This is a genomic window from Caulobacter sp. SSI4214, from assembly GCF_012184455.1.
In the GTDB taxonomy this organism is placed as follows: Bacteria; Pseudomonadota; Alphaproteobacteria; order Caulobacterales; family Caulobacteraceae; genus Caulobacter; species Caulobacter vibrioides_E.
The window spans coordinates 109,526-135,959 of record NZ_SZWJ01000001.1; the positions used below are offsets into that span (position 1 = coordinate 109,526).

The window sequence follows — 26,434 nt, forward strand, 5'->3', positions numbered from 1 at the left end:
CAGTTAAGTAGTCAGTTCCCCGGGACTGAGCGCCCGTTCGTTGGAGGTCGTTTTCCGGGCATTGTAGGTGATCGCGGCATCGCAAAGGCTTGAGACGCGGTTGAGAAGGCTCCGCTTGCCTAGCGCAGGATCCAGGCCAACGCTTCGACAATGTCGAGATCGCTCCAGTAGCGATCCATGACGTAGACGCCGAGCCCCTCGTTGATCAAGAAGCCTTCGGCTCCCAATTTGATCAGTTTGCGGCGCACAGTCTCGCGCGGGATGCCGGTCATGTCGGCGATGGTCGAGGCGTTGAGGCGGGCGCAGAAGTCTTCGGGCGCGAACGTGGCTTGCGACCCGCGCACCCGACTTGCCTCCGCCAGCCCTGTCAGCATGAACGAGAACAGGATCTGTTGACTGTCGCTATCGAGGCCAAGCCTGCGGCGCACTCTCGAAAAATAGTTGAAAAGCCGAGAGGCGACCTGCAGTCGCAGCCCAACCAAGTCCAAACCCAAAGGCGCGTCTGATTGACGCTGCCTGACCGGCGCCGCGCACCGCATATTGCTCGCCCCCGAACATGTCCCCGAGGAGGCTTTTATTGCAGGTTGAAATAAATAACAGGGAATTATGGAAAACTTACGTTATAGTTGCACTCAGTATGAGTATATTGATGGTTGACGATCGGCAAATACGAGAAAAGGCTCCGATATTCGGAGATAAAGCGCGCTTCTATTCAAATCTACACCTGTAGGACACTCTATAGCGCCGAAGCAAAATTGCCTTCGCCTATTCTTTGGATTCGGCCGCTGAAGCTGGGCAGGGCCGGCCATGCGCGGACAAGCGGGCGCAGAGATGGCCGTAGGTGTGATCGCGCACCGCCACCGTCGTCTCGGCGGCCGCGACCACTACGCTTCGGCTCACGCCCGGCGCGGCCGCCTCGGCTCCGATCAGGAAAAACACCAGCGACAGAATGAGCACCTGAACCCCCAACACCGCCTTAGACCCCGACCTGACAGGGCGGCGGCGGGGCGCTGGGATCGCCGGCCGCCAGACAACGCGCTTCGCGCACGGCGGCCGACAATCGATCGCTGTAGGCCTTGATAGCCGGCCCTAGGCGATATCCGCCGGCCAGCAGCGCCATGCCAAGGACCGCCAAAAGGATCGTGGCCTCGACTGAGGCCACGCCTTTTTCGTCCCGCCAGAAGACAGCGCGCGACATGGTTCGCCAGAGCGCCCCGGTTAGGGCGTATTGGTCTTGGGCGGGGTCGAGCCGGGCTTCGGCACGACCTTCTTAACCGGCTTCTTGGTCGACTTGACGCTCTTCTTCTTCGAGGGGGCCTTCTTGATCTTCTTGGCGCCCTTCTTGGTGGGCGTCTTCTTGACCTTCTTGGCGCCCTTCTTGGTCGGGTCCTTCTTGACCTTCTTGGCGCCGCGCTTGGTCGGGTCCTTCTTGACCTTCTTGGCCTTCTTCTTGACGGGCGACTTCTTGACCTTCGTCAGGGTCTTGCCCGAAGGCGTGGTCGCGGCCTGCGCGGTCGCGTCGGGCACGATCGTGGAGACGGCGAAGAGGGCCGCCAAGGCGACGACGGCCGCACGGAAGAGCTTGAACATGATACCCCCTAAACCCCCGCACCCTTATGGTGACATCTCGTAAACTATAGGGAGTGGCCAGTTGGCCCTCCATGCGGCGACTGCCCAGATTGGGCGGCATGTTCAGGCCGCGTAGAGGGCGCGCAACAGGGCCAGGAACGAGGGGCCGATCAGCATCAGCAGAATGGCGGGCATGAAGAACAGCACCAGCACGATGATCATATAGACCGGCACGGTCTCGATCCGCCGCCGCAACGAAAACTCACGTCGTTCGAAACTGTTGGCCAGGTAGATGCGCAAGCGTTCGCGCAGATCATCGCCGTTTTCCTCGGCCTCGATCGCCAGCGCCAGCAAGGCCCGGGCCGGGGCTGGCGCGTCCGACATGGCGGGCAGAAGACCCGGGTCGGGCGCGGCGCGCAGTCGCCGCCAATGCGCGGCGGCCGCGGACATGTCCATCTCGCGCGCATCGGCCAGCTTCAGACCAAGACCCAGAGCCCAGGCGGGCGGAGCGCCAGCCTCGGCCGCGGCCAGCGCCGCGATGGCCACGAATTCGCAGGCGGCCTCGATCTCTCCCTGATAGCGCTCCTCGAGGCTCATGACATGGTCCTGGCGAGACCGTTCAACGCCACGCGGCCCCAAATCACCAGCGTGGCGGCCAGGGTGGTCATCCAGCGACCGTCGGGACTTTCCAGCAGCGCCGAGACGAAGACGCCCGCATGGGCGGCCGAGAAGCCGAGCACCAGGAAAAAGAACACGGTGATGACATTGGCCTGCCAGCGAATCTGGGTCAGGGCGAGTTGCTTTTTCTTGGCCAGATCCTCGCTCATCCCCAAGGCCGTTCGGTACGCGGTCAGGAAGGGTTGAGGATCGCCGCCCTGTTCACGATGCAACCGCAGCAGTTCGAACAGCAGGGTGGTGTAAGGATAGGGTCGGAAGGCTTCCATATCGACCGAGCGGCCAGCCGCCTGGGCGGATAGTCCGTCGGCGAGGACGGACGCGCCGGGGCCGCTGGCCGCCCGCGCCGCCCGCCGCAGGGCCGCGTCCAGCGACATCCCGGCCCGCGCGAGGGGCGCGGCGGTCTCGATCAATCGCCGAACCTGGTCGCGATCGCGCGCCTCGCCCGCGTCCCTGCGCTGGTGGAGGACCTGTCCGATCAAGAGGCCGCCGCCCAAACCCAGAGCCAAGCCTAACGGCGCCACCCCGCTCCATAGTCCCGCGAACACGCCAGCCCCAGCGGCCGCCAGCGCGGCCTCCGGGCGTGGCGTCACGCCCAGTCGGTCGGCCCAGCCGCTCACACGCCCACCAGGCCGCGAATATCGACCACACGGCGGCGGCCTGCTTCATCGCGCGCCAGGAAAACGATGGCGTCGACGGCGTGGGCGATGGCCGCCCGCGGCTCCACGCCCGCCTGGCCAAGAGCCGCCGCGGCGTAGAGCGACGCCAGCCGTCGCATCGCCCCATCCACCGAACCCGCGTGCAGGGTGCTCAGCGAGCCGGCCAGGCCGATCGACATGGCCGCGACCATGTCGAACACTTCCTCGCCGCGGACTTCGCCAACGACGAGCCTGTCGGGCCGCATCCGCAGCGTCTCGCGCACCAACTGACGGATCGACGCCGGCTGGCCCTCGCCATGCGCGATGCGGCGCGTCTGAAGCTTAACGCAATGAGGATGCTCGACCTTGAGCTCGCTGACATCCTCGATCAGCACGATGCGCTCATGCGACGGCGCCTTAGCCAGCAACGCACCGAGCAAGGTGGTTTTGCCCGCTCCGGGCGCGCCGGCGATGACGAGGTTCAGCCGGTCGCGCACGGCGCTTTCCAGCCAGGATCGCTGGGCCCGATCGATGGCGCCGAGCGTTTCAAGAGCCTCCAGGCTGAAAGGCTGTTCGGGAAAGCGTCGGATCGACACGAAGGGGCCGCCCTGGGCGACGGGAGCGCTGACGACGTGCATGCGCGAGCCGTCGCGCAGTTCGACGTCCGCCCACGGATTGGCGCGATTGACCGCCCGTCCGGCCCTGGCCACGTGGCGATGCACGAAGCTATTCAGGTGTTCAGGGCCAAAGAAGCGCCCGTCGAAATCATGGAGTCGGCCATCTTGCTCATAGACGATCCGGTTCCAACCGTTGATCAGGATGTCGGTGACGCCCGGCGCGGTCATCAGGGCGGTGATCGGTCCAAAGGCGAGGATCTCGTCGCAGGCCCGGTCCACCAGGGCCTCCGCCTCGGAGCCCGCTAAATCACGACGCCCGGCGATGATCCTGGACAGATGGGCCTCCAGCGCCGGACGCTCGACGACGAGCTCGCCATGATCATCGCCAGGAAAGGCGCGAGCGGCGGCGTCGACCAGTCCGGCCACCAACCGTTCTGCGTCGGTCATCAGGGCCGCCCTGGAGCGTGGCTGGCCGGTTTCGACACCGGCGGCGGGTCCGCTTCCCGGGCGGTCGGCATCCGACCTTGGGCGTCGGCCACGGTCTCGGGCGTGACGATCAGCACCAGCTCGGTGTCGGAGTCTTGCGTGTTATTGGCCCCGGCCAGGGCGTCGCCCAGATTGAATGGGGTCTTGAACGGCAGTCCACGCCGGTCCTTCTGAGTGTCGCGCGTGCGCAAACCAGCAATGGCGAGGCTCTCGCCGAAACGCAAGGTCACCGTGGTCGCGGTCTTCCGGCTGACGAGGCCAGGGACCTTGGCGCCGCCGAACTCGACCACGTGGCTATCGTCGATGGCGGAGACCTCGGGGGCGAGCTCAAGCTTGACCCGCTCGCCGTCGAGAATCTCGGGGGTGAACTCCAGAGTCACGCCGTAGGGCTTGAACGTGTAGCCAAGAGAATTGCTCACCCCAGCGCCATTTATATAGGGGGTGGGCACCGGGATCTCGCCGCCGGCCAGGAAGCGCGCCTTCTGGCCGCTGGTCGCCACCAAGGTCGGCTCGGCCAGCATGGTGGCCGCTCCCTCCGTCCGCAGGAAGTTGATATAGGCGTCCAGGGTCAGACGATTGAGCGTGAACTTGGCCGAGGCGAACAGATCGGCCGACCCCGGCTGCCCCAAGGCCGAGGCGAAGGTGTTGCCCACCGCGCCTGTCCCCTGGTTGAAGCGGTTCATCGCCGACCAGCGAATGCCCAGGGCCTTGAGGCGGCTCTTGCGCACCTCCATGACCCGCACGGACACCGCCAACTGGTCGCTGGCGCGGCTTCGCACCAGATTGACCAGCTTCAGAGCTGGAAACGCTCCGGCGGTGATGGTCCCGGCGGTAGCCACCTGGGCGCTGGTCGCCGCCTCGCCGCTGAGCACGACGACGCCGCTCGCGCGCTCGGCGTGGATCCTGGCGCCGGGTAAGGCTCCGTTGAGCACCGACTCGAGATTGGACAGGTCGCCGACGACAGTGAAGGCGTGGCGCTCGATGTCGCGGCCGCGCGCGTCGAGCAGCAGAAGTTCGCCCACCCCCTCCTTCTTGCCGAACACCACCACTTGACGCGGGCCGCGCACATCGACCGCCAGGGCGTCCTCGTTCGACAGCACGACCGACGCGACATCGCTGGCCGGCTTGAACGTCAAGACGGAGCCCTCGCGCAGCGTTTCGCGCTCGGCCCCCGCCGCGTTGACGGTCCACAACACTGTCGCGGACGCGACGAAAAAGGCTTTGAGGGTCAAGGCAAGGCCTGCTGACGGGCGCCGCTGGGCGTGATCACCGCGACGCTGGAAGACGGCGGAGGCGTCGCGACCGACCCTTTCGCGCCGCTTGAGGCGTGTTCGGCGGCGGGGCGGGGGTCCGCGGCGGCGTCGCTGGCGTCGACCTCGGCGTCGTCATAAAGCGCACGCCATTGCCCCAGTCGCGACGGATCGGCGCTGTTCGGCCCCGAGACCGTGAGGACGAGGCTGCCGTTGCGCCGCCAGGCGGCCATGTCCTCGGCCTCCTCGGGCGAGACCGCCAGGGTCACCGAAGCGTCCAACCCGCGGCCGCCGCGCTTCAGTCCGCCTCGCACATGCAGCACCGGCGCGGCCTGCACCAAGGTGGCGACGGCGGCCGCGGCGCTAGCGTTGCGACCTCCGCCAGCGACCGCGATAACATCGACGCGCGCGCCGGGACGCAGCACCTGGCTGACCGAGGTCAGTTCATCGCCGGCGAGAATGAAACCGACCTTGCCGGGCGGCGGCGACAGCGTCGCGGCATCGGCCCGCGCGTCGACGACGGCGCCCTTGGTCACGGCCTGGCCCGCGCGGATGGGCGCGAGCGCCTGCCAACCCCAGTAGACATCGGCGCCCTTGGTGTCGGAAGACAACACATCGGGACCGCGTTTGGCGGCGCCCGCGCGCCAAACCGTATTGCTTGGCGAAAGGGTCTCTCCGGCCCGGATCGCCGTGGAAGTCTCCAGATAATAGCGGCCGGCCGCGTGACCGCCGGTCGAGGCCAGGGCCGACTTGAAGAGGCTGGCGATCAGTACGGTCGCGATCAGGGCCGCGAAGAACATGCCGATATTCTTCAGGCCGGTCAGCAGCGACGAGGCCGGCTTGGCCGGAGCGCTTGTCGGGCCGAGCCCGAAAGGGTCGGAGGGCGTCATCGACCTTGTTCCTGGACAGGGCGCTCTGCAGGGCGGCCAAACAACGAGGGCGCGATGTGCTTGCCCAGCTGTATCACCACGCCAGCGACAACCGCGGCGAGGACGAACATTCCAACGTTTTTCAAGAGCAGGAGAAAACCACCCCGCGGCGAAGCGCCGGTTTCATTCTGGCTCATGGCGACTGTCTCCCGTCCTTAGGCCTGCAGGAGAAGAAGTACGCGATCAGGGCGCAGGAAATAGAACCCCACCACGATCGCCAAGGCGTAGGGCACGCCGCTCGCGGCCGGCGCGGTCTTGTCGCGTAAGCGCCGTGCGAAACCAGCGAGCAGATAGGCCGCTCCGACCACGCCGCCCGCCATCATGGTGCACAGAACGAACCGCCCCATCTCGATCGGGGTGAGCCAGATGGCCAAGGCGGCCATCAGTTTGACGTCGCCGCCGCCCAGCACGCCCTTGCGATGCAACGCGAGACCACCGACGATCAGCAAGGCGCCGCCAAGGACCGGATAGATCACGGCGGCGGGATCCTCGATCAGTCCAGCGATCAGGCCCAGCAGGGCAACCGCGAGGCAAAGACCATTCGGAATGATCCGTCGACGGACATCCGAGAAGATGCAGCCGGCCAGAAGGGCGACCAAAGTCGCGTCTATGACCCTATTAACGCCAATCATGGTTTCAACGCGCCCGGCCCGTGAAGCGACCCGGGCGCGCCGTTACGCTTAACCGGCCGAACCGTCGTCGCCGGCCACGGCGTTGACGACGTTGTCGAAGGCCGTGCCCGAGGCTTGCGACAGGGCGTCCGACATCGTGAACACGCCGCCGGCCATGGCGCCGCCCATGGTCGAATATTCGGTCGAGGTCAGCCCCGACTCGTCCTTCAGCAGCGCCGAAACTTGATTGATGAATTCGCGAAGCATGTCGCCCACTCCCCAGAAACCCCTGAGCATGGTTGCTCAATAATTAAAACCTTGGCCGACGCGCCCCCCGCGCGGCAACGCCCCCACCGCCCAAATTGGGCAGCATCGCGGTCCCGCAGCGCCCGCGCCGAAGGGGCGTTAAGACGGTTCAACCACGTTGCTTGGCGCGATCTTAAGTCCGAGGTGGGAGGTTTGGCGGGACGCAGCTTCAAGCCAAAGGCCCATGACCTTCGTGATCGCCCACCTTCGTCGCCTCCGCTTGAATGAGGCCTTGATCGCGCTCTGGCGCGACGAGGAAGGGCTGACCGCCGTGGAATATTGCACGGCCGGCGGGGTGTTGTCGGGATTGATCGTCTGGGGCGCTCATGCCATGCGCGCGGCGCAGGACGCGGCCATTCAGCGGATGATCGCGCCAGGCGGCTAGGGTGATCCGAACGCTCCGGTTACGAGGCAAGCGGCCGTTCAAGCCCCCCTCCCCGCACACACATGCGCCTTAAACGTACCGCACGAGCGTCGGTGCGTACTTGGGGCGTAGGTGCGCTGAAGCGGACACCCGTGAGAACTGTGAATGGCCCCTGGCCATCTAGATGCGAGCTCTCAATAGGTTGTCCATTCGGTCCGGCCCCGAGAAGCTGTGGTTGCGAAGCTACAAGCGCCCGCTAATGGCGCGTGGCCGCCCTTTCCCGACGACATTGGCGAAGGTGACTTTCGACCTGCTGCGTAAGTTCGAAGATCTTTTCGCCGCGAGGTAGGATTTCATCCCCCCTCGCCACCATAGGCAGGGTCCGCACTCCGCGCGCTGATCGCTGTAGGTGGGTTGGCCGGGGTGCGCCACTTGCTGACATTGGCACCTTGCCAGCTTCCGGACCTTCAGCTAGCGACGCCGCTGACAGGAAACGACTCCGCCAAGCCGATGATGAGGTCGGCCTGAGCGCCTGAGACCTTGGTATCTCGTCGGACAGGTGCCTCTCACCCCAACCAACGCCGCTCTGAAATCAGCGCCTGAAGCTTGACCGAGCGAGAGGACGCCACCACCTGTCCCGCACAGTGAAGAGGGCGTTGCAATGCGGATCAGCACGATTGGCGCGGGGAACATCGGCCGCGCCTTCGCTAGACTTGCGGTCGACGCCGGACACGAAGTCATGGTGAGCAACTCGCGTGACCCGGTGACGCTAGACGACTTCGCGCAGAAAATTGGCGCTAGGGCTGGCGGCGTTGACGACGCGGTCGCTTATGGGGAGATCGTCCTGATCGCCATCCCTCTTGCCCGGGCACTAGAACTTCAACATCCAGGCCTAGCCGGCAAGATCGTCGTCGACGCAAACAACTATTATCCGGATCGTGACGGCGCGATCGTCGAACTCGACGCAAACCGCACAACAACCAGTGAGCTCGTCGCGCAGCGCTTTCCCGGCGCCCGCCTCGTCAAGGCGTTCAACGCTATCCTGGCCCGCGACCTGAACCATACGGGATCCCGGCTGACCTCAGGGGCGCGCCGCGCACTGCCGCTGGCAGGCGACGACGACGATGCAAAACGCGTCGTGTCCGAGCTCGTGGCGCAATTCGGATTCGAACCCTACGACGCAGGCTCGCTCGGTGAGAGCTGGCGTTTTGAACGCGCGAGACCAGCCTACTGCCTGCCACTCAGCAAGGCCGCGTTGCACGAAGCCATCGTCCATGCGGATCGCAACGTGCTCCTGCCCGAAGGTTCTTGGCGATAGGAGCTCGGTTCAATTGCTAGGACGCCTACGGCCCCGAACTAAGCCCCTTCGAGGCAACAGTGCGCCAATTGCGGACGTTGGCACCTTGCCAAGCTCCGGACCTTCAGGCCGGCGCCGCTGGCAGCGAACGGCTCTTCTCCGACCCATGCGGGGTCTGTTAGCCACCCTTGGAGACGAGGACGATCTTCGGCCGCTTGACCAGAGCAACCTGGATCGCCTCCTCCTCGCGCCGCGCCAAGGCGCGCTCGACCACCGCCGGAAACCGGCGAGCCGCGGACACTTGGCGCGCGCCGCGCGATCGCCGCGACGGTTCTTGGGTGGGCGACGGCAGGGCTAGGTTCTCCTGGCGGTCACGCGGCAGTCGGGGGATTTTCTTGACCCACATCCAATGAGGACGACCCCGGGTCTCGATTGCCAGACGGGAGGTTCGGGGTGGGATGATCCCCGTCGACGCGGGCCTCTCCGCGCCCAACGGCGGGCACAGTATCGTCGATAGGGGAAAGAAGAGATCGCGCAGATGATCTAGGCGCTTCAGGCGCGGCCGCTTGGAGGCGGCCTTGGCCTTCACCAGGGTCTTTACGATCTGGTTGATCTCTCGCCCGTCCGCCAGCTCGATGCCGGAGATCTCGCCACCGGAGGCCGCGCACCCGGTCTCGGGATTGTAGAAGGCATAGAGCGGAATGGTTTTGATCGCCTCCTTGGCCGAAGACCGGATCAGGGTGGAAGCCTGCTTTCCTTGGCCGTGGGGATGGTCGAGCTCGCGATAGGAGCCCCAGCCCCAGGTGGTCGGATGCGGCGAAAGGCGCTTGGCTTGGATCCTGTACTGGATCGCCTCGCCCGTCGCTGGCTCGATGATGAGGATGTCGAAGTCGCCGCCAGACGCGGACGTTCGTGCATTGTCTGGAGGCGGACGTTCACCTGCCTTGAATGCCGGCGGCCGCCCTCAGAAGCGCGATGATAGTCGAAGCACGTACTCGCGACCGTTCGTGCCGACGCCACCGACCTCAGGATATTGGATGCCGCCACCCTGTGTCAGGGCCCGGTCAACGATTTTGTCGGGATAGGCGTCGCTCAGATTCAGAACCGACAACCCGACCTTCAGGCGCGAATTGACGGCGTAGTCGAGGGTAAGGTCGATCGTGGTGATCGGCCCGAAGACCTGCTCGCTAGCCACCTGAACAGCGCGGAACGACCCGAAGCGAGCCAGATTCACGCCCGCGCTCCAAGCCCGCCAGTCGGCGCGCGCGGTCATTGTGGTCTTGGTTCGCGGCAGGGCGTCGGCCATCAGGTCGATCGCGGCGACACCCAGTAAGGGCAAGGACGGTAAGACCAGATTGGCTCGCAGCCGGTCCAGGTCGGTATCGGTCTGGGTGTGGCCTGCGGTCACGTCGAACCGGCCGTTCGCGCCCAGCCGCCCGCGCCAGTTCGCCGTCAGCTCATAGCCGCGCGTGGTGGTGTCGGCGGCGTTGGTGAAGAAACGCGCCTGGCTGGCGTTGGTGACCCCGGCCGCCTTCAGGACGGCGGTCACGGCGGCGCCGCTCAGGGTTTCGCTGAGCGCGATGCGATCTTCGATCCTGATCCGAAAGACGTCGGCGGTGAACGAGAAGCCTGCGGCTGGCGTCACCACCAGGCCGGCGCTGAGATTATGCGACTTCTCGGGCTTTAGCGGGGAAGCGCCCAGCGCCCGCGACACCGGATCGTCCACGGCAAAGGTCCCGATGTTGACCAGAATGCCGCCGCTGGACTGGCTGGTCACCGTCGAGAAGAAACGTTGCTGCAGCGACGGAGCGCGAAAGCCGGTCGAGATCGTTCCCCGGACCGCCAGGACGGGAACGGGCCGCCACAGGGCGCTGATCTTCCCCGAGGTCGCATCGCCGAAGTCGCCATAGTGTTCGTAGCGCGCCGCGGCGGCCAGGGTCACGCTTTCTACCGGCTTCAGTTCGCCGTCGACAAAGGCGGCCACGGCGCCGCGGTCGGCGTCGACCGGCGTGGGCGGGTTGAAGCCTGGAAAGCCCTGGGCGCCGGCGCCGGTGTACGAGTTCGGCTCGCCCGAGATGATCTTGAAGCCTTCCCAGCGGTGCTCGACACCGAGGGCCAGGTTGCCGCCGGCGCCCAGGCGCAACGGTCGCGAAGCGGTGAAGTCGAGCACATTCTGGACGTAGCGCGCGCCGCCGCCGTCGAAACGGGTCGGGCTGGCGGTCCCCAGCGAGGTGTTGGTGGTGTCGCGCACCGCGAAGCGGGCGTGGCTGTAGCCGGGGGCGTCGCTGAGGTCCCAGGACCAGCCGCGCCAAGCGCCGCGCAGACCGACCGCGCCACCCGCGTCGTCCAGATCCAGCCGAATGTGCGGTACGAAGCCTTGCGGATAGATGGCCGGGGCAACGGTCGGGGCGCGGTATTGGGCCGGGCTGATCGAACGGCGGCGATCATAGACGACGTCGCCGTAGAGGGTGACGGCGCCACCGAGGTCGTACTCGCCGTTGGCTGCCAGGCCGACGTCCAGAGAATCCGGGTCGCCCTGCTGGGTGGTCACGCGGCCATAGCGGCTGTCGATCGCGGCGCGGTTGGTGCTGTTGCGGCTGCGAACCTCGGCCGAAAGGTTTAGCCGGCCGCGTTCGCCCAGAGTGAAGCCATAGCCTAGCGAGGCGGTGACCGTGCCGCCGTCCCCCTCCTCCGTACGACCGGCCTGGACGGTGGCGCGACCGCCTCGGTCGCTGCGCATGACGATGTTGATCACTCCGGCGATCGCGTCGGAACCGTATTGGGCCGCCGCCCCGTCGCGCAGGATCTCAATCCGAGCCACCGCCGACATCGGAATGGCGCCCAAGTCGGTCGGGACAGAGCCGCGGCCGAACACGTTGTTGAAGTTGATCACCGAAGAGGCATGCCAGCGCTTGCCATCGACGAGCACCAGCACCTGGTCGGGCGCCAGGCCGCGCAGGCTGGCGGCCCGAGTATTGGCCGCCGACGGACCGGTGGCGCCGCGCGGGAAGTTGAACGACGGAGCGATGAAAGCCAACGCGCGGTTGATGTCGTCGAAGCCTTGGGCGGCCAGCGTCTCGGCCGAAATCACGTCCACTGGGGCGGGCGAGTCGGTGACCAGGCGGGCTGTCGCGCGGCTGCCGACGACGACGACCTCCTCCAACTGAGCGGTCTCTTGGGCCTGAGCGCCGCCAGCAGCGGTGGCGAGCAAGGCGAAGGCGCTGGTCGTGGCGAACAGTCTGAACATGGGATCCCCGAGCGTCTGAAAGCTACGGCCTTGCGATACTTCGGCCCCCCGGGCGCGCCTAAGCGCGCAGGTTCGAACGGGCGTTGCGCCAGGCGCAACGCAGCCTTCAGGCGTCGACCGGAAGCGCTCGGCGATAGACGGCCCGCCCCTGCAGAGCGCAGGTCGCCGACAGGGCCAGCATCACCGGCGCGGCCATGGCCAGGGCGTGGCCGACCCGGACGTCGTCGTGCAGGACGAGATCGGTGATGGCGGCCACGACCGGCGGCCCCAGGCCTAAACCGAACAGATTGACCGCCAGGACGGCCAGGGCGTGCTGCAGGCCGCGCATCCTGACCGGGGTGATCTCCTGAAGGCTGGCTGGCCCGCAGCCGACGGCCATGGTCACCAGGAAGATCAGCGGCCATAGCAGGATGAAGGTCAGGTCGGGCGAAGCCGCGCGCGTGGCGCTCGCCGCCAAAGGGATCGCCGCCATGGCCGCCAAGCCGAGTGCCCAGAGCCGTCCGTCTCTCACCCCACGCGCGCGCAAAGCGTCGCCGATGAAGCCCGCGCTCAAGCTGCCGGCGACGCCCGCGGTGATCATCGTCAGGCCAAAGCGCAGACCCACCGCATGCGGCGCCAGGTGGAAGGCGCGGATCAAGGCGCTGGGCGTCCAGGCGGAGATCGCGTAGCTGGCCATCGCCGCGAAGGTGACGGCGGTGTTGACGGCCAGGGCCCCTCGTCCGCCGGCCCCGGCGAACCAGGTTCGCGCCTCACGCCACGAGGGCGGGGTCTTGCTCGGCGACGGATCGCTGCGGGACGGCTCGCATAGGGTGGCCACCCACAGGGCCACGGGGATCCCGGCGGCGGCGGTCGCTATAAAGGCCAGACGCCACGCCGCCATCCCGTCGCTGGCCGGCAGAGCCTTCAGCAGCACCCCGCCCAGGATCAGAGCCAGCCCGCCGCCGACATAGGCGCCCATACTATAGAAGCCGGCCGCGACGCCTTGGCGCTTGGGAGAAAACCAGTCGCCGATCAGCGAATAGGCGCTGGGGGTCATGGCGGCCTCTCCCGTCCCGACGCCAATCCGGCAGGCCAGCAGCATCGCATAGCTGGGCGCCAGGCCGCAGCCGGCCGCCATCAGGCTCCAGACCGCCACCCCGATCGCCAGCACGGTCACGCGCCGGTGCGTATCGACCAGCCGCCCGATCGGCAGGCCGGCTAAGGCGAGACAGAGACCGAACGCCGGCCCTTGCAGCAGGCTTACCTGCAGATCGCTGAGCCCCAGGTCGTGCTTCAGCGGTTCGACCAGCAGGTTCAGGATTTGCCGATCGATGAAGGCCAGCACATAGGCGACGATTAGGACGCAGAGGCCATAGACGGCGTAACGCGAACGGCTAGAGCCTTGGGCTGGGACCGTCACATCGCGCTCCGCTTCATCTCGAGAACCTGCGGATAGACCTCGGGGTGGTCCAGGACGTCATGCGAGACCATGGCCGCCGGCGACACCATCTCGGCGCGCCAGCCGCCGTCCGGCGACAGCTCGAGCGTGAGCAGCCCGACCTGCTTGTCGCCCAAGCGCGGCTGGACGCTGTCGGGGAGCAGAAAAGCCGTCGATGGCGCCCACAGATGATCGGCGACGCCGATCCGCCGGCGCCGGTGCTGGTGGACGTGACCGCTGACCACCAGGGCCGGACGATCCGCTAGCAGCCGCGCCAGCCGCCGCCTCGCCTCCAGCGGCGCGAAGCGGGGATGATCGGGCGTGTCCTCATGCGTTTCCAGCACCAACGGCTTGTGCAGAAAGAGCGCGACAGGCCCGCGCACTGCCGCCAATTCATTCTCCAGCCACTCGGCCTGCAAGGCGTCTTCGGGATCGCCGCTCGCGAACAGCTGGCTGTTGAGGCCGATCAACGTCCAACCATCGCGGGCGAACCACCACTGATCGGCGCCCAGGGCGGCGCGGAACTGGGCCAGGCGGCGCGATGAGAACGGCGGCTCCTTGGTTCCGTTCGCAGGCGGACAGTCCCCGACATCGTGATTGCCGGGCAGGCAGTGCAGCGGCGCCGACAGCCGCGAGAGTAGCACGCGGGCATGCTCGAACTGGTCCGGATCCTCGGCCCCGTCGGCGGTGACGTCGCCCAGGTGGATCACCGCATCGGGCGCCCACGTCTCGATCCAGTCGATCGCCGCTTCGGCATTGGCGTTGAAGGCGGCCGCGACGGGAGCCAGATGGGTGTCGGAGATCAGGGCAAGGCGCATGGGTAGGCGATTAGCAAAGCGCGGATGCAGAATGGTCCGCACGCTTCGCTTGCCGGATCGCCCGTCTCGCCAGAAGCGCGGACCTTGCAACCGTCCTTGCGTCGAACGCAACGCATCCCCCGAACCGCCCGTCCCGCGCCGCGCAAGCTGTCCTCATTCTGTGACAATGGAGTGCTAGCTCGACGTCATGGTCGCAAAGGGTTCTCGCCCATGCTGAGACAGACCCCGCCACTGGAGGCCGCCGAGGCCTTCCTGGTCGCCGCTCGCACCGCCAGCTTCCGCGCCGGCGCGGCCGAGCTGGCCCTCAGCCCCTCGGCCTTCTCGCGTCGCATCCAACTGCTGGAAAGTTTCGTCGGCGCGCCACTGTTCGATCGCTCCGGGCCCACGCCGCGTCTGACCGAGATCGGCGCGCGCTATCTGGACGAGATCGCCCCGGCGCTGGAGGTCATCCGGCGAGCCACCCGTCGCCTGCGCGCGCCTGGCGGCGCGGTGCGGGTCAGCGCTTCGCATTCGTTCGCCGTCACCTGGCTGATGCCGCGCCTGGGCGCATTGCGCGCGCGCGGACTGGAAATCGAGCTGATCATCCGCCAGGGGCTGGATGGCCTGCGCGACGGCCAGGCGGACCTGGCCATCTGCGGCGGCGATGCGGCCCCGGCCGACTTCGCCTCCGAGGTGCTGGTCGAGCTGGACGCCTTCGTCGTCTCGGCCCCGACACCGGCCGGCGGCGCGCCCATTGAGCAGATCGACGATCTTTCCGACCACGCCCTGCTGACTACGGCTGGCGGCGCGAACCTGTGGTCGCGCTGGTTCGAACAGGTCGGCCGTCCCGCCGCGCCGCCGCGCGCCAGCCAGACCTTTCCCACCTTGCAAGCGATGTACGAAGCCGCAGCCAGCGGCATGGGTCTGGCGCTGGCCGTGCCGCTGGCCAGCGAGCGGCTGCTGGCCGAAGGGCGGCTGGTTCGTCGCCTGAACGCCGGCGCCCCGATCGGCCAGCAATATCGCGTCGTCCATGCCGAGCGCCCCCGCCGCGCTTGCACCGCCCACGAAGCCTTCGTCGACTGGCTGAAGACCGAAACCGCCGCTTCCTGCGACCGTTTCCACAGCACGCCTGTCGCCCACGAGCATTACGCCTAGCCTGTCGACTGGGCCGCGCCAATTGCTGCCGTTGGCTGTCCTCCAGGAACGCGACGTTCGGTGGACGCATCGTGCGCGATAACCGCGCCAAACCCGGCGGGTCGATGTATTAGAGATCGATCTGCTCGGACATTTCCAGCGCATCATCGTTGCCGACAATGGGTGCGCCCGTTTCCAAACATTGCATTGTTGACGGCTTTAGGCCGCCCGCGACCCCAGTCGGGCGCCAAGCCCTAATGCCCCCTCGCCAGGAGGTGGTTCGCGCCTTCGATTAGCGAGTGAGACAGAAGCGCCAATACGCCGATGCTAAACACGCCCACTAGCCATCCGACCAGGATCGCCAGTCCGTCGAACTCGATTAGGCCAAACCCGAACGCTACCAGCGCCAGAGCCGGCAACAGATGGCCGAACGGAATGGGCATGAAACTAGCCAAGGCCAGAACGAACGCCGCGGTCCCGAGCAAGCGGTCTCCCACGGGGTTGAACAAACCTTGAAAACGCGGCTTCACCACCAGCTCGGCGCGGCGCAGGGTCGGCAGGATGCGCAGGCTCATGGCGATGAACGTCGCTCGCGACACTCCACGATCCATCATCGTACGGGGCAACCAGAGCCGTGGGCTGCCGAGCATGATTTGGAAGGTGATGAGCACGAGAGGCACGCCGATCACCAGCGATACCCCTGGCGGCATCGGAAGGGCGTTTGGAATTGAGAAGATCAGCAGCAGCGCCCCAAAAGCCCGTTCGCCGAAGTGGTTCACAAGGTCTCGAACCGTCACGGTCTCGTTGGCCGTGGCCGCCAATTGAAGCATCACGTTCGAGATCGATTGGCGCCGGAAGAATATGTTGAGCGCCGCGGGCGGCAGGTCCGACGGTTCGATCGGAGATGTCCCGCTAGTTTTCACCCGCCGCACTTGGACCTCTCCATTCTAAGGCCAATCGCCTCCAACAATTTCAATTTCACATGCGGCCCCGGGGCCTAGGCCAGGCCTAGCGCATAACGTCGGCAGTGCTCGAGATAGGCCGCCTCGTGGGCGGCGGTCAGCTCAACGACGCTCGTCCACAGCCAAGACGGAGCGTCCAGACCGCCGGTGCGATTGCGCGACAGCTCGTCGAGCCACGCCCGGCGCGTGGTTTCGTCCATCTGCCGGCCATGCGCGTCGCCGACGACGCGGGCCAACGACTGGGCAGAGGCCATCGCCTCATCAGGGGCCAGGCCGCTGAGTCCGATCTTCATGTCCTGGGGCATCAGTTCGCGCACGATGACTGACTTGCCAAGGAGCCGGCAGGCGGCCATGCGGTCGCCGAGGTTGGGCGACAAGGCCCGCGCCCCGGCGGCGACCCGCTCGGCGTTGTCGCGCGGCATCACGGCTCGCGGGTCGCGGGTCGCGGGGGGCGGCGGCCTTGATCGCTTCCTTGATGTCGACAAAGCAGATGTCGGTCTCGCCGTCATCGCCCTCGACCGCCACCAGCGCGGCGTAACGCAGACGGCCAAGCGAGCTTGCAGCCCTTCATCCAGTAGGCGGCGTCCAGTAGGCGCAGCTCGGAGCCGTTATCGCGTGACTTAAGGCTGGTCACCAGCTCGCTGACTCGATCGCCGAGGCACAACTCTTCCAGCGCGCGGTGTTCGGCCCTGCCCACTGGCCAGAAGCGCTTGCCAAGCGTGGTCCTGGGCTCGACGCCCTGCAAACGCTCCGCGGCGAGATGCTTCCAGCTGCGCTTGGCCGCCTGGTTCAAAACGGCCCCGATCATTGGCGGATGGCGCGACTTGGCGTCGAAATCCTCGGCCAGAGCGGCTTCGTAGCCCTCGATCAGGCCCTCGATCATCCGCGCGTTAACGACGCCAGGCAGGTCCGAGCCCCGTGCGGCCGACGCCAACGACAGGCCCAGCCGGATGAGGTCGTGGGCCGGGTTGCCGATCACCGTCTGGTCGAGGTCGCGGATTTGGATGTCGACACGCCCCCTCGCATCGGCAAGCGGCCCGAGGTTTCCAAGATGGCAGTCGCCGCAGATCCAGATCGACGGCCCGGCGGGCAGTCGGCAGCCGCTGGCGTCCAGCCACTCGTAAAACCGCACTGTGTTACCGCGGACATAGGCGTGTGCCGAGCGGGCCATCTTAAGGTTTCGCGTGCGGGTCAGGATCGGTCCGCGCTCCGACGGACGAGGTGCCCCTCGCGCCTTAACCGAATCCTTCACGCTCATCGCACCCCGAACCTTCGCCGTTTTCCAACGCTATCCACAACGGCGCGCACGCCGCGCTGTTCCGCGCGCTGTTCCCGCCATAGCCCGGACTCCACAGACGAAGCCGCAACCGTCGGCGGCGATGAGACTTCGCTGACGCCCCTCCCCGCGTGTCCCCATGGCCCTGCCCGAGCTTCCCCCGTTGGCGAGAGCCAGACTCCGGTGAGACCGCCCGCCCTACTACCGGGCGTCGCCTTCGCTTGATGTGATGGGGCGAGGCGCGCGGCTTGGCGCACGCCTCGCGGGTGTGGGAGCGCCGCTGTCCTTAGGAAGACAGGCGCTAAGCGCAGCCCCTCAATGTAATTCCGCGAAGGGTACGCGAAGCTGATCGCCGGCGACGTAGGGGCGCCGCCTTCAGACCTTTGTCATGTGCTAGGCCCTGCCCCCAAGAGCCGCGAGCACGGCGGCCGGGGTGATGGGGATATGCCGCAGGCGCACACCGACGGCACGGAAGATGGCGTTGGCGATTGCGGGAGCGATAACGGTCGTCGCCGGCTCACCCAAACCAACGGGGACCTCGACACTGTCGACGAACTGGATGTCCAGCTCCGGCGTGTCGGAGATCCGCAGCGGCATATAGGTGTCGAGGTTCAAATCCTTCACCTGGCCGTTCACAAACTCGGTGCCCTCGTGCAGGGCCATGCTGAGACCCCAGAGCGCCGCGCCTTCGGTCTGGGCCCGGGCGCCGTCCGGATCGACGATTGTTCCGGCGTCGGTGACCACAGTCAGCTTTTGGACCGTCACCACGCCGGTCGTCCGATCGACACGGACGCGGGCCACGCAGGCCACCCAGGTAGGCATATCGCGTTCCTGGCCAAAGCTGGTGGCGAGGCCCAGGGCGGTGTCCTTGGGCAGGGACTGGCCCCAGCCGGCGGCCTGGGCCGCGCGGCGCACGACCTCGGCCTGACGCTTGGCGCCGCCCTTGGTGCTGGCGTCGCTTCCCGCATTGGCGCCCGCGCCGGTCAACAGTTTGAGGCGCAGGGCGACTGGATCGGTCTTCAGGTGATGGGCGGCCTCGTCGATGAAGCTTTCGCTCGCCCAATTGGTCCAGCCCGGCCCCACCGATCGAAGCCAACCAGGACGGAAGGTCTCGTTGGCCAGGTCATTGTTGATGGCCCGCACCTTGTGGGCGCCCACCTCGTACCAATGGTCGGCGCCGGAAATGGCGAAGGGGTCGTAGGCCACGCCGTTCTTGCCCTTGGGCATCAGGGCTGGCGCATTGGCCAGGGTCGGCCAGCCGGCGGCGGCGTGATGCTCCTGGGCCAGGATGTTTCCCGCGCCGTCGAACGCCATGCGCACGGTCTGGACCGAAGGCGATCGCACCGAGTCGAAGCGAACGTCGTCCTCCCGGGTCAGCACCAGCTTGACCGGCTTGCCCAGCGCCTTGGCCGCCAGGGCGGCGGGCACCGCGTAGTCGCCGTTCAGTCGTCGCCCAAAGCCGCCACCCAGCATGTAGGTGCGCATGATGATCTTGGTTTGGGGGCGATCCAGCGCCTTGGCCAGGGTGGGCAGGATCAGGCTCTGCCACTGGTTTCCGGTGTGGATCTCCATCACCCCGTCCTTCTCGAAGGCCAGGGCGTTCAGCGGCTCGAGCTGAAAGTGCAGCACGGTGGCGTTGGTGTAGGTCTGCTCAAGCACCGACTTGGCGGCCTTGAAAGCCGGGGCCGTGTCGGCGGTCTTGGTGTCCAGCAGCGCGCCGACATCGGGCTTGGCGATCAGACCAGCGGCGTGGTCCTGCAGGTCCTTTTCCGAAACGGTCGCGCCGGGCCCCGCCGTCCACGTCACCTTGACTAGCTCCGAGGCGCGAAGGGCCGCGGCATAGCTTTCGGCGATCACCAGCACCCAGCCCGGCACGGTGTCGGACGGATCTTCAATGGTCAGGCAGCGCAGGTAACCCTTGACCTTCTTGGCGGCGCTGTCGTTGACGGAGACTACCTTAGCCCCGTGACGCGTGGGCGGCAGCTTGGGTCGCGCGTACACCATGCCCGGGGCCTTGGCGTCGATCCCGTAGACCGCCGTGCCGTTGGTCTTGGCGGCGATGTCCAGCGCCCTGCCCGGCTTGCCGATGAGCTTGCGCTCGGCCGCCGACTTGATCGGCAGCTTGGCCAACTCCTCGGGCGTGAATTGGCGCGCCACGCCGCCGCGCTTGACGATGTCGCCGTACGAGATCGAACGACCGCCGACATGGACCATGCCGCCGCGCGCCGTCCCGCCGGCAGGCGAGACGTTTAGCAACTTGGCGGCGGCCTCGACCAGGGCGATCCGACCCGCCGCGCCGGCTTGGCTGAAGATCGGGAAGGTCTGCCACACCGACCAGCTGCCGCCAGTGACCATCAACCCCCACCTGGGATCGGAGTCGACATGGACGATCCGCACCTTGTCCCAGGCTACGTCCAGCTCGTCCGCCAGAATGCGGGCCAGCGCGGTGCCCACATGCTGCCCCATCTCGGCGCGGATGATGTTGACGGTGACGATCCCCTCGCCGTCGATGGCGAACCACAGGGTCGGCTCGAACCGAGGCCCTTCGCTGGCGGGGGGCGCCCCGCCGGGGACGGCCGGGTCCATGGCCGCCTCGACCAGGGCCGAGAAGCCGAAAGCCAGGCCCGCGCCCGTCGAAAAGATCAGGAAATTACGGCGCGAGAAAACGTGGCCGGCCCCGCCTCCCCGCTTTTCCCTCAGGGGTGGAAGACGGCTCACGACTTGCCCCCCATCGCGGCGGCGGCCTGTTTGATCGCCGCCCGGATGCGGGCGTAGGTCATGCAGCGACACAGATTGCCGCTCATCGTCGCGTCGATGTCTTGGTCGGTGGGCGCGGGGAAGTCCTTGAGCATGGCCGCGGCCTGCATGATCTGGCCCGACTGGCAGTAGCCGCACTGGGGGGTCTGCAGCTCCAGCCACGCCTGCTGCACCGGATGTTGGCCGGCGGGGTCCAGCCCCTCGATCGTGGTCACCTCGGCGCCTTCGACGGCGCTGACCGGCGTGATGCACGAGCGGGTCGCCCGCCCGCCGACATGGACGGTGCAGGCTCCGCACATGCCGATCCCGCAGCCGAACTTCGTGCCGGTCAGGCCGATGTCGTCGCGGATCACCCACAGCAGGGGCGTATCCTCATCTGCGTCGATGGAGACCGGCCGACCGTTGATCGTGAACTGGGTCATGGCTGGCTCACTTTCCCTGCGCGCGGATCGCCGCGACCTTTTTCTTGAGATCCGGCCAAGCCGGCTTGTCGGTGCGGGTGGCGCGCAGATAGGCGGCCAGCTCGGCGACATCGGCGTCGCTGAACCGGTTGAAGCTGGGCATCACCACCCCCGGCGCGCCGTCTTTGGCGCTGACGCCATAGAGCACTACCCGGATCAGGTTCGTCGGATCGTCTAGATTGACGGCGCTGTTGAGGGCGAGATCCGGCCGCAGCGGATTGGGCTGGCCCACGCCGTTGTAGTGGCAAGAGGCGCAGGCGGCGGTGTAGAGCCGCGCGGCTGGGTCGTTCTGTGGCCCGACGTTCAAGCGGTCGGCGACAGAGGCGCGCCGCAAGGCCTGCTCCAGGGCTCCCGCGCGGCCGGCCGATCCGTCGATGTCGGCGAAATAGACCGCCAGGGCCTGGATGTCGGCGTCGGGCAACTTGATCAGCCCGTCGTGAACCACCGGCGCCATCGGTCCCGCGGCGACACCGTGATAGCGGCTGACCCCCGTCCGGAGATAGGCAACCAGTTCGGCCTGGTCCCAGGGCGCGGGCGAGGGATTGGCCGCGGTCAGCGGCGGGGCGATCCAGTTGTCGATGGCGGCGCCGGCGAAGGCCTTGTCGCGCTTCTCCGCGCCCAGGAAATTGCGCGGCGTGTGGCAGGCCCCGCAGTGGCTGATCCCTTCGGCCAGGTACGCCCCGCGGTTCCAGGCGGCGCTCTTGGCGGCGTCGGGCTCGAAGCGTCCGGGCTTGAAGAAAAGCAGCTTCCAGCCGGCCTGCAGGGCGCGAATGTTGAGGGGGAACGGGACGGTGTTGTGTTTGGCCGGCGCGACCACCGCCGGCCGCGACATCATGTAGGCGTACAGCGCCGAGATATCCGCGTCCGACAGCTTGGTGAAATGGTCATAGGGCAAGGCGGGGAATAGGTGTGATCCGTCGCGGGCCACGCCCTCGCGCATCGCGCGGCCGAAAGCCGCCTCGGACCACGTCCCGATCCCAGTCTTCAGGTCCGGCGTGATGTTGGTCGAATAGATCGTGCCAAAGCTGGTCTTTACCGGATAACCACCGGCGAACGGCTGACCACCCTTTGTAGTGTGACAGGTCGAGCAGTAGCCGGCTCCGGCAAGCACCTCGCCGCGCGCCACCAGTTCCGGCGAGAAGCTAGAGGACGCGGGCGGCGCGATCTCGCCGATGGCTGGACGCCAGGCGAACACGCTGAAACCGACCAATCCCACGACCGCCACGACAAGCAGTCCGACAAGGATACGTTTCAGCACGGTGAGCCCTCTCGACGGTCTCGTTCGGGGGCGCCAAGCCCAGCCGCGACAAGGCCACATCCGATAAGTCTGCGAGCAAACCTCGCCCTCGGCAAGACTGGCGCGACTTCTGAGAAGCGATCGCAGCGAGATCGTCCGCCGCCTGTTCCAGCATCCGCCTTTCGGCTGATCCGCACCCGAGTCAGTCCGCCGAACCCCGCGCGCACATAGGCATGCGCCGACCGGGCCATCCTAAGGTTTGGGGCGCCGGCCAGGACCGGCTCTCGCTCCGAAGGCTTAGGCGCTCCGCGCCCCTCCCCCGACCTGTTCCTGTCCATCGCGCCCCCGCCGACTTTCACTTTTCCGCCGCAGCCATCAACAACGACCCGCGAGCGGCGCCGTTCCACATGTTTTCCCATGCAGACAGCGACGACCGAAGCGATTGCCGCACCGCGTTCCAAAGGCGCAGCGTTCTTGGATGTCGCGCGTTGCCTTGGCGACCGAGCCTGGCGTTCGAGCCTGGTTTTTCCTTCCACAACGAGACATCAGGATCAGCCATGACCCAACCGGTCAGCCAGGCAAAACAAGCCAAAGCAAAAGCCGACGCTGTTGGCCAGGCGCGCGCGCTCGCGCCCGAAGTGCCAGCGCGAATTGGCTCGACGCCAGCAACGAAGTTTCGCGGCAATCCCGAGATCTTCGGCCGACTGGTCGAGGATCACGACAAGCACCGCGCCCTCCTCGCTATGATCGAGGCGACCGCCCCGAACGACCCCGCCAGAAAGGCGCTGTTCGAGGAGTTCGTTCGCGACGTTCACGGCCACGCCGCGGCGGAGGAACAGGCGCTTTGGTCAACGGTGATGCGTAACCCCGAGACCACTGAATTCGCCCGACACGCGGTTGGCGACCACCACAAACTCGACAAGCTGATGGCCGACGCCGCGGCGCGCGACATCACCTCATCGGGCTGGCTGACCCATTTCGCCACGCTGAAGGACGAGTACCTCGAGCACATTCTCGAGGAGGAGACAGAGCAGTTTCTGGAGGCCGAAAAGGTCCTGTCGGAAGCGGACCAGCGCTACATGCGGAAGGTCTTCGAGCGTCGGAAGAAGGCCGAAAAGGCCGCGGCCGTGATCGAGAAGAAGATCGCCTTGAAGCCGGTGGCATAGGCCATATGTCGGGAGCGACCATCAAGCGGGATCTCACGCCCTCCACCCTAAACCCAGCAGGCTAAAAGCGGCCCGATACGCTGAGCTCGAAGCGTCGGCGACGGGGATCGCCCCGATAGTCGTAGCCCATGTTGTTGGGATCGGCGACGATCGGCGGGCTTGAGTCTAGGAGGTTCTGAACGGCGAAACGGACATTGAGCGACTCAAGCCCATGGCCTGCCGGTATGTCGAACCGGCGGCGCGCGGTGAGGTCGAGGTATAGGCGCGACGGGGTGTAGGTCCGCGTCTGGTTGTAGGCGGCGTTTTGGGCGACAACCTTGCTGTACGCCGAGAAGCGCGGGCTGGAGCGGCCGAGATATTGCGCGTTTAGGTCCAGGCTCAGCAGTCCACGCGCCCACTGGACCCCGGCGTTCCCCCGCCACCTCAAGGGGTCCTCGCGATAGCCGACACGGTCGAGCCACGGCGTTCCCGGACGGCGCTGGGTCTTTAACGTAGGCTGCCAGGTTCCCGCGCCATAAAGCAGGGTCTCCCCCTGGAGCACCCTGGGAAGCGCCCAGTCGAGGTTCACGTCGACGGTCTCGGCGATGGTGCGCCCGACATTGCCCAAGACGCCGTTTATCGCGACGATGCGGCCCGCCGTGTAACCCAACGCCGCGTCCGCCGCCGATAAGGGCTCCCGCACGACGCGGCCGGGATAAAGCGCCTCTGCGTTGATGAGGTCTTGGCCGCCGATGCCGATGGGGTTGATTTCGCCCTTGGCCTCGACTCGTGAGGCGTCGATCGACACGCGTGGGCCGTTTCGGCCCGACGGGTTGATCACGACGCCGATGGACCGCGTCAGGCCGGTTTCCTGGCCGATGCCATGCCAGCCGCGCTGGGCCACGGCGAACGGGCCGTCGGCGATAACCGGTCGCCCGCCGCGCTCGGGGTCCGTGAAGGGGTAGGCGCCGAAACTGGTGGGGACGATGGCCAGCTCCTGCAACTGGGTGATGTCGGGCGGCGTCTTTCCGGTCGCGGCGCTGGCGCGGATCATCAGCCAGTCGGTCGGAAAGCTCCGAACGCCGGCCGTGTAGACATCCGCGGTGTTGCGAACCGTGGCCATGGTCTGCGTGGTGGCGACGCCGGTCAGGACGGTGTCGGGAAAGGTCGTCTTCACCTCGTCGCGCCGCAGGGCGAGCTGGAGCTCGAGGCCACGCGCCGGGACGAAGCGGGCGTCGCCGGCCATTACGGGCGCTCGAAACTCCGCATAGGCTGAAGTGACACGCTGTGTGCGGTCGTTGGTGGCGTAGGTGGAGCGCCCGCCCGCGCCAAAGGTGACATAGTTCACCCGCGGCATCCGCTCTCGCCGAACCTCCGTCAGCAGCGTCGCGGTCAAAGGGCCGCCCGGAAGCGTGAGGATTGGGCCCGCCGCGCGGATGACGCCGCTGCTGAAATCCGTGGTCAGCCGGGTGCGCTCGCCGGACGGGACGGCATAGGCCATCGCCGCCGCCTGCAGGCTCGCATAGTCGCCCAGCGGAATGACCGGCGGCTGGCCAGCGGGCCCGGCCAGGCCGTTCCACAGCGCGGACTCTATGCCGTAGATCGTTCTGCCGTCGCGCCGACGCTCCAGGATCGATCGCCCCAATGTGTAGTCAGCGGACGCCTGCCAGCGGCGAGGAAGGCTCGCGATCAGCCCGCCCGTGGCGCGGCTGACATCGGTCGTCGTGATCTTCTTGTCGGCGAGGCCAGGCACGGGGAAATAGAAATAGACCGTGTTGGCGAACAGGTTGCCGGGCGCGTTGGCCTGGGTTTCGCTACGGAAACCCGGATGCCGCGTGGCGTAGTTCCAGCTGCGGTCATGGAGTGAGAAACCGTCGGCGAAGGCCTCGACATGATCGCTGAACCGGCGGCGGACACTGAACAGCAGCGATCGGGTCTGCGGCGTCGAGACCAGCGAGGTGTCGTCGCCGGCCATGCCCGCCGCCGGATCGGCGGGCAATTTGCCGGCGTTGGCGGCGAGCACCGCGGCCTTCTCCTGGTCGGAGCCCTGGAACCCGATCGGCAGGAAGCTGTAGCTGCCGGCCAGAACCGCGCCGCCGTAGGCTGGGTCCAGGCGCAACGGGTCGCCCTGACTGGTGCGGACCGTGATCGCGTTGACGGGCCTCTGTTGCAGCAGAAAGGCGGGCGCGCCGTTGGCGGCCTGCCATCCCAGGGACCGACGCGCATAGTCTCGCCGGCCTACCGTGAGGCGCTGCGCGGCGCTGTACGACGCCGCCAGCATCACGTCGGTGCGCCCATGGTCGGGCGTGAAGCCGATCCGCGCCTCGACGCGGCCCCGCCCCGCGTCGCCGCGGCTTGAGAGACCGGATTCCACGGTCAGGTCCGCGCCGCGATAGTCGCGCTTCAGCACTACGTTGACGACGCCGCCGATGGCGGTCGGGCCATGGATGCCGCCGGCCGTCGCGGTGAGCACTTCGATGCGCTCGACCGCGCCCATGGGGATCGCGTTGATATCGCTCTGCTCGAACCCCGCAGTGTCCGAAGGCAAGCTGGGCAGTCTGCGGCCATCGACCAGAACCAGGGTCCTCTGTTGACCGATCCCGCGCAGATTGATCGCGGAATTGGCTCCAACGGGCGCGTTGACGTTCTGGACGGGTGAAATCACCTGCCCGTTCGCCGGTAAGCGCTCCCGCAGGAGCTGATCAAGATTGTCGTGAGGCGCGACGTCCAGCAGGCGCGCGCCGATAACGGTATAGGGCTGAATGTCGTTCTGTGTCCGACGGATGTCGGCGTTCTGGGTGCGCCGCCCGACGACAAGCAGTTCCGACACCGCGCCATCGCCCTGGTCGGCGAGCTCGCTCTTCGGCAGTTCGAAGAGGACAAAGACACCGTCAGGCGTGATCCGATAACCGACGCCGGAACCGCCGGTCAGTAGAGCGATTGCCCGCTCGGGCGTCAGGCGGCCCTTGACGGCCGGCGCGCGACGACCCCGCACCACGTCGGCCGCGTAGAGCACCTCAATGCCATTCTCGCGCCCCAGTTCGGCGAGCGCGTCCTGTAAAGATCCGGCGCGAATATCGACGAAAACCGTCGCGGCGCGCGCGGCTTCAGCCGGCCCGGCGATCATTATCAGAACGAGCGCCAAGTCCCGGAACCGACGCTGACGCCGGTGACGCATCATTTTCCCCAAGCCCCCGAGACCCAGGCCGAAGCGGCGAAGGCTCGCGATGAAAATATCACGGAACGCGGGTTTTGTTCG

26 protein-coding genes and 1 pseudogene are annotated in these 26,434 nt (G+C 66.9%); 4 read left to right on the forward strand and 23 right to left on the reverse strand.

Annotated elements, in window-relative coordinates; all coding sequences use genetic code 11:
* Positions 1–119: 119 nt before the first annotated feature.
* From FCU40_RS00430 to FCU40_RS00485, 12 genes are all read right to left on the reverse strand, one after another.
* Complete coding sequence (locus FCU40_RS00430) at positions 120–539, reverse strand: hypothetical protein (protein WP_168072141.1); 420 nt, start codon at positions 537–539, stop codon at positions 120–122.
* Positions 540–765: 226 nt separating this feature from the next.
* Entirely contained in the window at positions 766–957 is a 192-nt protein-coding gene (locus FCU40_RS00435) for a hypothetical protein (protein ID WP_168072143.1), read from the reverse strand.
* A gap of 19 nt (positions 958–976) precedes the next feature.
* Positions 977–1,162: a hypothetical protein gene (locus tag FCU40_RS00440; protein WP_131368800.1), complete on the reverse strand. Its 186-nt coding sequence runs from the start codon at positions 1,160–1,162 to the stop codon at positions 977–979.
* Between the two features lie 56 nt (positions 1,163–1,218).
* The gene (locus tag FCU40_RS00445) at positions 1,219–1,590 is read right to left on the reverse strand and encodes a histone (RefSeq protein WP_168072145.1); all 372 of its coding nucleotides are present in this window, start codon (positions 1,588–1,590) and stop codon (positions 1,219–1,221) included.
* Positions 1,591–1,692: 102 nt separating this feature from the next.
* A complete protein-coding gene (locus FCU40_RS00450; protein WP_168072147.1) occupies positions 1,693–2,166 on the reverse strand; it encodes a type II secretion system F family protein in 474 nt (157 codons plus the stop codon).
* Complete coding sequence (locus tag FCU40_RS00455) at positions 2,163–2,864, reverse strand: type II secretion system F family protein (protein ID WP_004615598.1); 702 nt, start codon at positions 2,862–2,864, stop codon at positions 2,163–2,165. The genes FCU40_RS00450 and FCU40_RS00455 overlap by 4 nt, the downstream gene beginning before the upstream one ends.
* The gene (locus FCU40_RS00460; protein WP_168072149.1) at positions 2,861–3,946 is read right to left on the reverse strand and encodes an ATPase, T2SS/T4P/T4SS family; all 1,086 of its coding nucleotides are present in this window, start codon (positions 3,944–3,946) and stop codon (positions 2,861–2,863) included. Before FCU40_RS00460 ends, FCU40_RS00455 begins: the two co-directional genes overlap by 4 nt.
* Positions 3,946–5,217, reverse strand: a complete 1,272-nt coding sequence (locus tag FCU40_RS00465) for a pilus assembly protein N-terminal domain-containing protein (protein ID WP_168072151.1) — start codon at positions 5,215–5,217, stop codon at positions 3,946–3,948. The genes FCU40_RS00460 and FCU40_RS00465 overlap by 1 nt, the downstream gene beginning before the upstream one ends.
* Complete coding sequence (locus tag FCU40_RS00470) at positions 5,214–6,125, reverse strand: RcpC/CpaB family pilus assembly protein (protein ID WP_168072153.1); 912 nt, start codon at positions 6,123–6,125, stop codon at positions 5,214–5,216. The genes FCU40_RS00465 and FCU40_RS00470 overlap by 4 nt, the downstream gene beginning before the upstream one ends.
* Entirely contained in the window at positions 6,122–6,301 is a 180-nt protein-coding gene (locus tag FCU40_RS00475) for a hypothetical protein (RefSeq protein ID WP_168072155.1), read from the reverse strand. Before FCU40_RS00475 ends, FCU40_RS00470 begins: the two co-directional genes overlap by 4 nt.
* Before the next feature lie 18 nt (positions 6,302–6,319).
* Positions 6,320–6,763, reverse strand: a complete 444-nt coding sequence (locus FCU40_RS00480; RefSeq protein WP_054508489.1) for a prepilin peptidase — start codon at positions 6,761–6,763, stop codon at positions 6,320–6,322.
* Positions 6,764–6,844: 81 nt separating this feature from the next.
* On the reverse strand, positions 6,845–7,042 hold the full coding sequence (locus FCU40_RS00485; RefSeq protein WP_035016819.1) for a Flp family type IVb pilin: 198 nt from the start codon (positions 7,040–7,042) through the stop codon (positions 6,845–6,847).
* Positions 7,043–7,265: 223 nt separating this feature from the next.
* Here FCU40_RS00485 and FCU40_RS00490 point away from each other — a divergent pair, with 223 nt between their 5' ends.
* Together FCU40_RS00490 and FCU40_RS00495 are read left to right on the forward strand one after the other, a co-directional pair.
* The gene (locus FCU40_RS00490) at positions 7,266–7,466 is read left to right on the forward strand and encodes a hypothetical protein (protein ID WP_004615605.1); all 201 of its coding nucleotides are present in this window, start codon (positions 7,266–7,268) and stop codon (positions 7,464–7,466) included.
* 640 nt (positions 7,467–8,106) lie between these two features.
* Complete coding sequence (locus FCU40_RS00495) at positions 8,107–8,763, forward strand: NAD(P)-binding domain-containing protein (protein ID WP_004615607.1); 657 nt, start codon at positions 8,107–8,109, stop codon at positions 8,761–8,763.
* 157 nt (positions 8,764–8,920) lie between these two features.
* Here FCU40_RS00495 and FCU40_RS23575 read toward each other — a convergent pair.
* The 4 genes and pseudogenes from FCU40_RS23575 to FCU40_RS00515 form a co-directional block, all read right to left on the reverse strand.
* Positions 8,921–9,634 (reverse strand): annotated as a pseudogene (locus tag FCU40_RS23575) (DUF6615 family protein); the annotation flags it as partial.
* A 72-nt stretch (positions 9,635–9,706) separates the two neighbouring features.
* A complete protein-coding gene (locus tag FCU40_RS00505) occupies positions 9,707–11,989 on the reverse strand; it encodes a TonB-dependent receptor (protein WP_168072158.1) in 2,283 nt (760 codons plus the stop codon).
* Between the two features lie 106 nt (positions 11,990–12,095).
* The gene (locus FCU40_RS00510; RefSeq protein ID WP_168072160.1) at positions 12,096–13,388 is read right to left on the reverse strand and encodes an MFS transporter; all 1,293 of its coding nucleotides are present in this window, start codon (positions 13,386–13,388) and stop codon (positions 12,096–12,098) included.
* Positions 13,385–14,224, reverse strand: coding sequence for a metallophosphoesterase (locus FCU40_RS00515; protein ID WP_168072162.1), 840 nt, complete (start codon positions 14,222–14,224; stop codon positions 13,385–13,387). The genes FCU40_RS00510 and FCU40_RS00515 overlap by 4 nt, the downstream gene beginning before the upstream one ends.
* Before the next feature lie 210 nt (positions 14,225–14,434).
* Between FCU40_RS00515 and FCU40_RS00520 the strand changes: the two genes are divergently transcribed.
* Positions 14,435–15,358, forward strand: a complete 924-nt coding sequence (locus tag FCU40_RS00520) for a LysR substrate-binding domain-containing protein (RefSeq protein ID WP_168072164.1) — start codon at positions 14,435–14,437, stop codon at positions 15,356–15,358.
* Between the two features lie 233 nt (positions 15,359–15,591).
* Here the strand turns inward: FCU40_RS00520 and FCU40_RS00525 are convergent, their stop codons facing one another.
* The 6 genes from FCU40_RS00525 to FCU40_RS00545 form a co-directional block, all read right to left on the reverse strand.
* A complete protein-coding gene (locus tag FCU40_RS00525) occupies positions 15,592–16,269 on the reverse strand; it encodes an exopolysaccharide biosynthesis protein (protein ID WP_206677283.1) in 678 nt (225 codons plus the stop codon).
* A gap of 65 nt (positions 16,270–16,334) precedes the next feature.
* Entirely contained in the window at positions 16,335–16,808 is a 474-nt protein-coding gene (locus FCU40_RS23480; protein ID WP_275052031.1) for a DUF2252 family protein, read from the reverse strand.
* A complete protein-coding gene (locus FCU40_RS23485) occupies positions 16,805–17,557 on the reverse strand; it encodes a DUF2252 family protein (RefSeq protein ID WP_275052032.1) in 753 nt (250 codons plus the stop codon). The genes FCU40_RS23480 and FCU40_RS23485 overlap by 4 nt, the downstream gene beginning before the upstream one ends.
* Positions 17,558–17,968: 411 nt before the next feature.
* A complete protein-coding gene (locus tag FCU40_RS00535; RefSeq protein WP_175582044.1) occupies positions 17,969–20,293 on the reverse strand; it encodes a molybdopterin cofactor-binding domain-containing protein in 2,325 nt (774 codons plus the stop codon).
* Positions 20,290–20,754 (reverse strand): (2Fe-2S)-binding protein, encoded by a 465-nt coding sequence (locus FCU40_RS00540; RefSeq protein ID WP_168072165.1) that lies wholly within the window; start codon positions 20,752–20,754, stop codon positions 20,290–20,292. Before FCU40_RS00540 ends, FCU40_RS00535 begins: the two co-directional genes overlap by 4 nt.
* Positions 20,755–20,761: 7 nt before the next feature.
* The gene (locus FCU40_RS00545; RefSeq protein WP_168072167.1) at positions 20,762–22,051 is read right to left on the reverse strand and encodes a cytochrome c; all 1,290 of its coding nucleotides are present in this window, start codon (positions 22,049–22,051) and stop codon (positions 20,762–20,764) included.
* Positions 22,052–22,587: 536 nt separating this feature from the next.
* Between FCU40_RS00545 and FCU40_RS00550 the strand changes: the two genes are divergently transcribed.
* Positions 22,588–23,196 carry a hemerythrin domain-containing protein gene (locus FCU40_RS00550; protein WP_168072169.1) on the forward strand — a complete coding sequence of 203 codons (609 nt, stop codon included), beginning with the start codon at positions 22,588–22,590 and terminating at the stop codon, positions 23,194–23,196.
* A gap of 61 nt (positions 23,197–23,257) precedes the next feature.
* On the opposite strand, the gene FCU40_RS00555 is transcribed toward FCU40_RS00550, so the two are convergent.
* Positions 23,258–26,320, reverse strand: a complete 3,063-nt coding sequence (locus tag FCU40_RS00555) for a TonB-dependent receptor (protein ID WP_168072171.1) — start codon at positions 26,318–26,320, stop codon at positions 23,258–23,260.
* Positions 26,321–26,434: the final 114 nt, after the last annotated feature.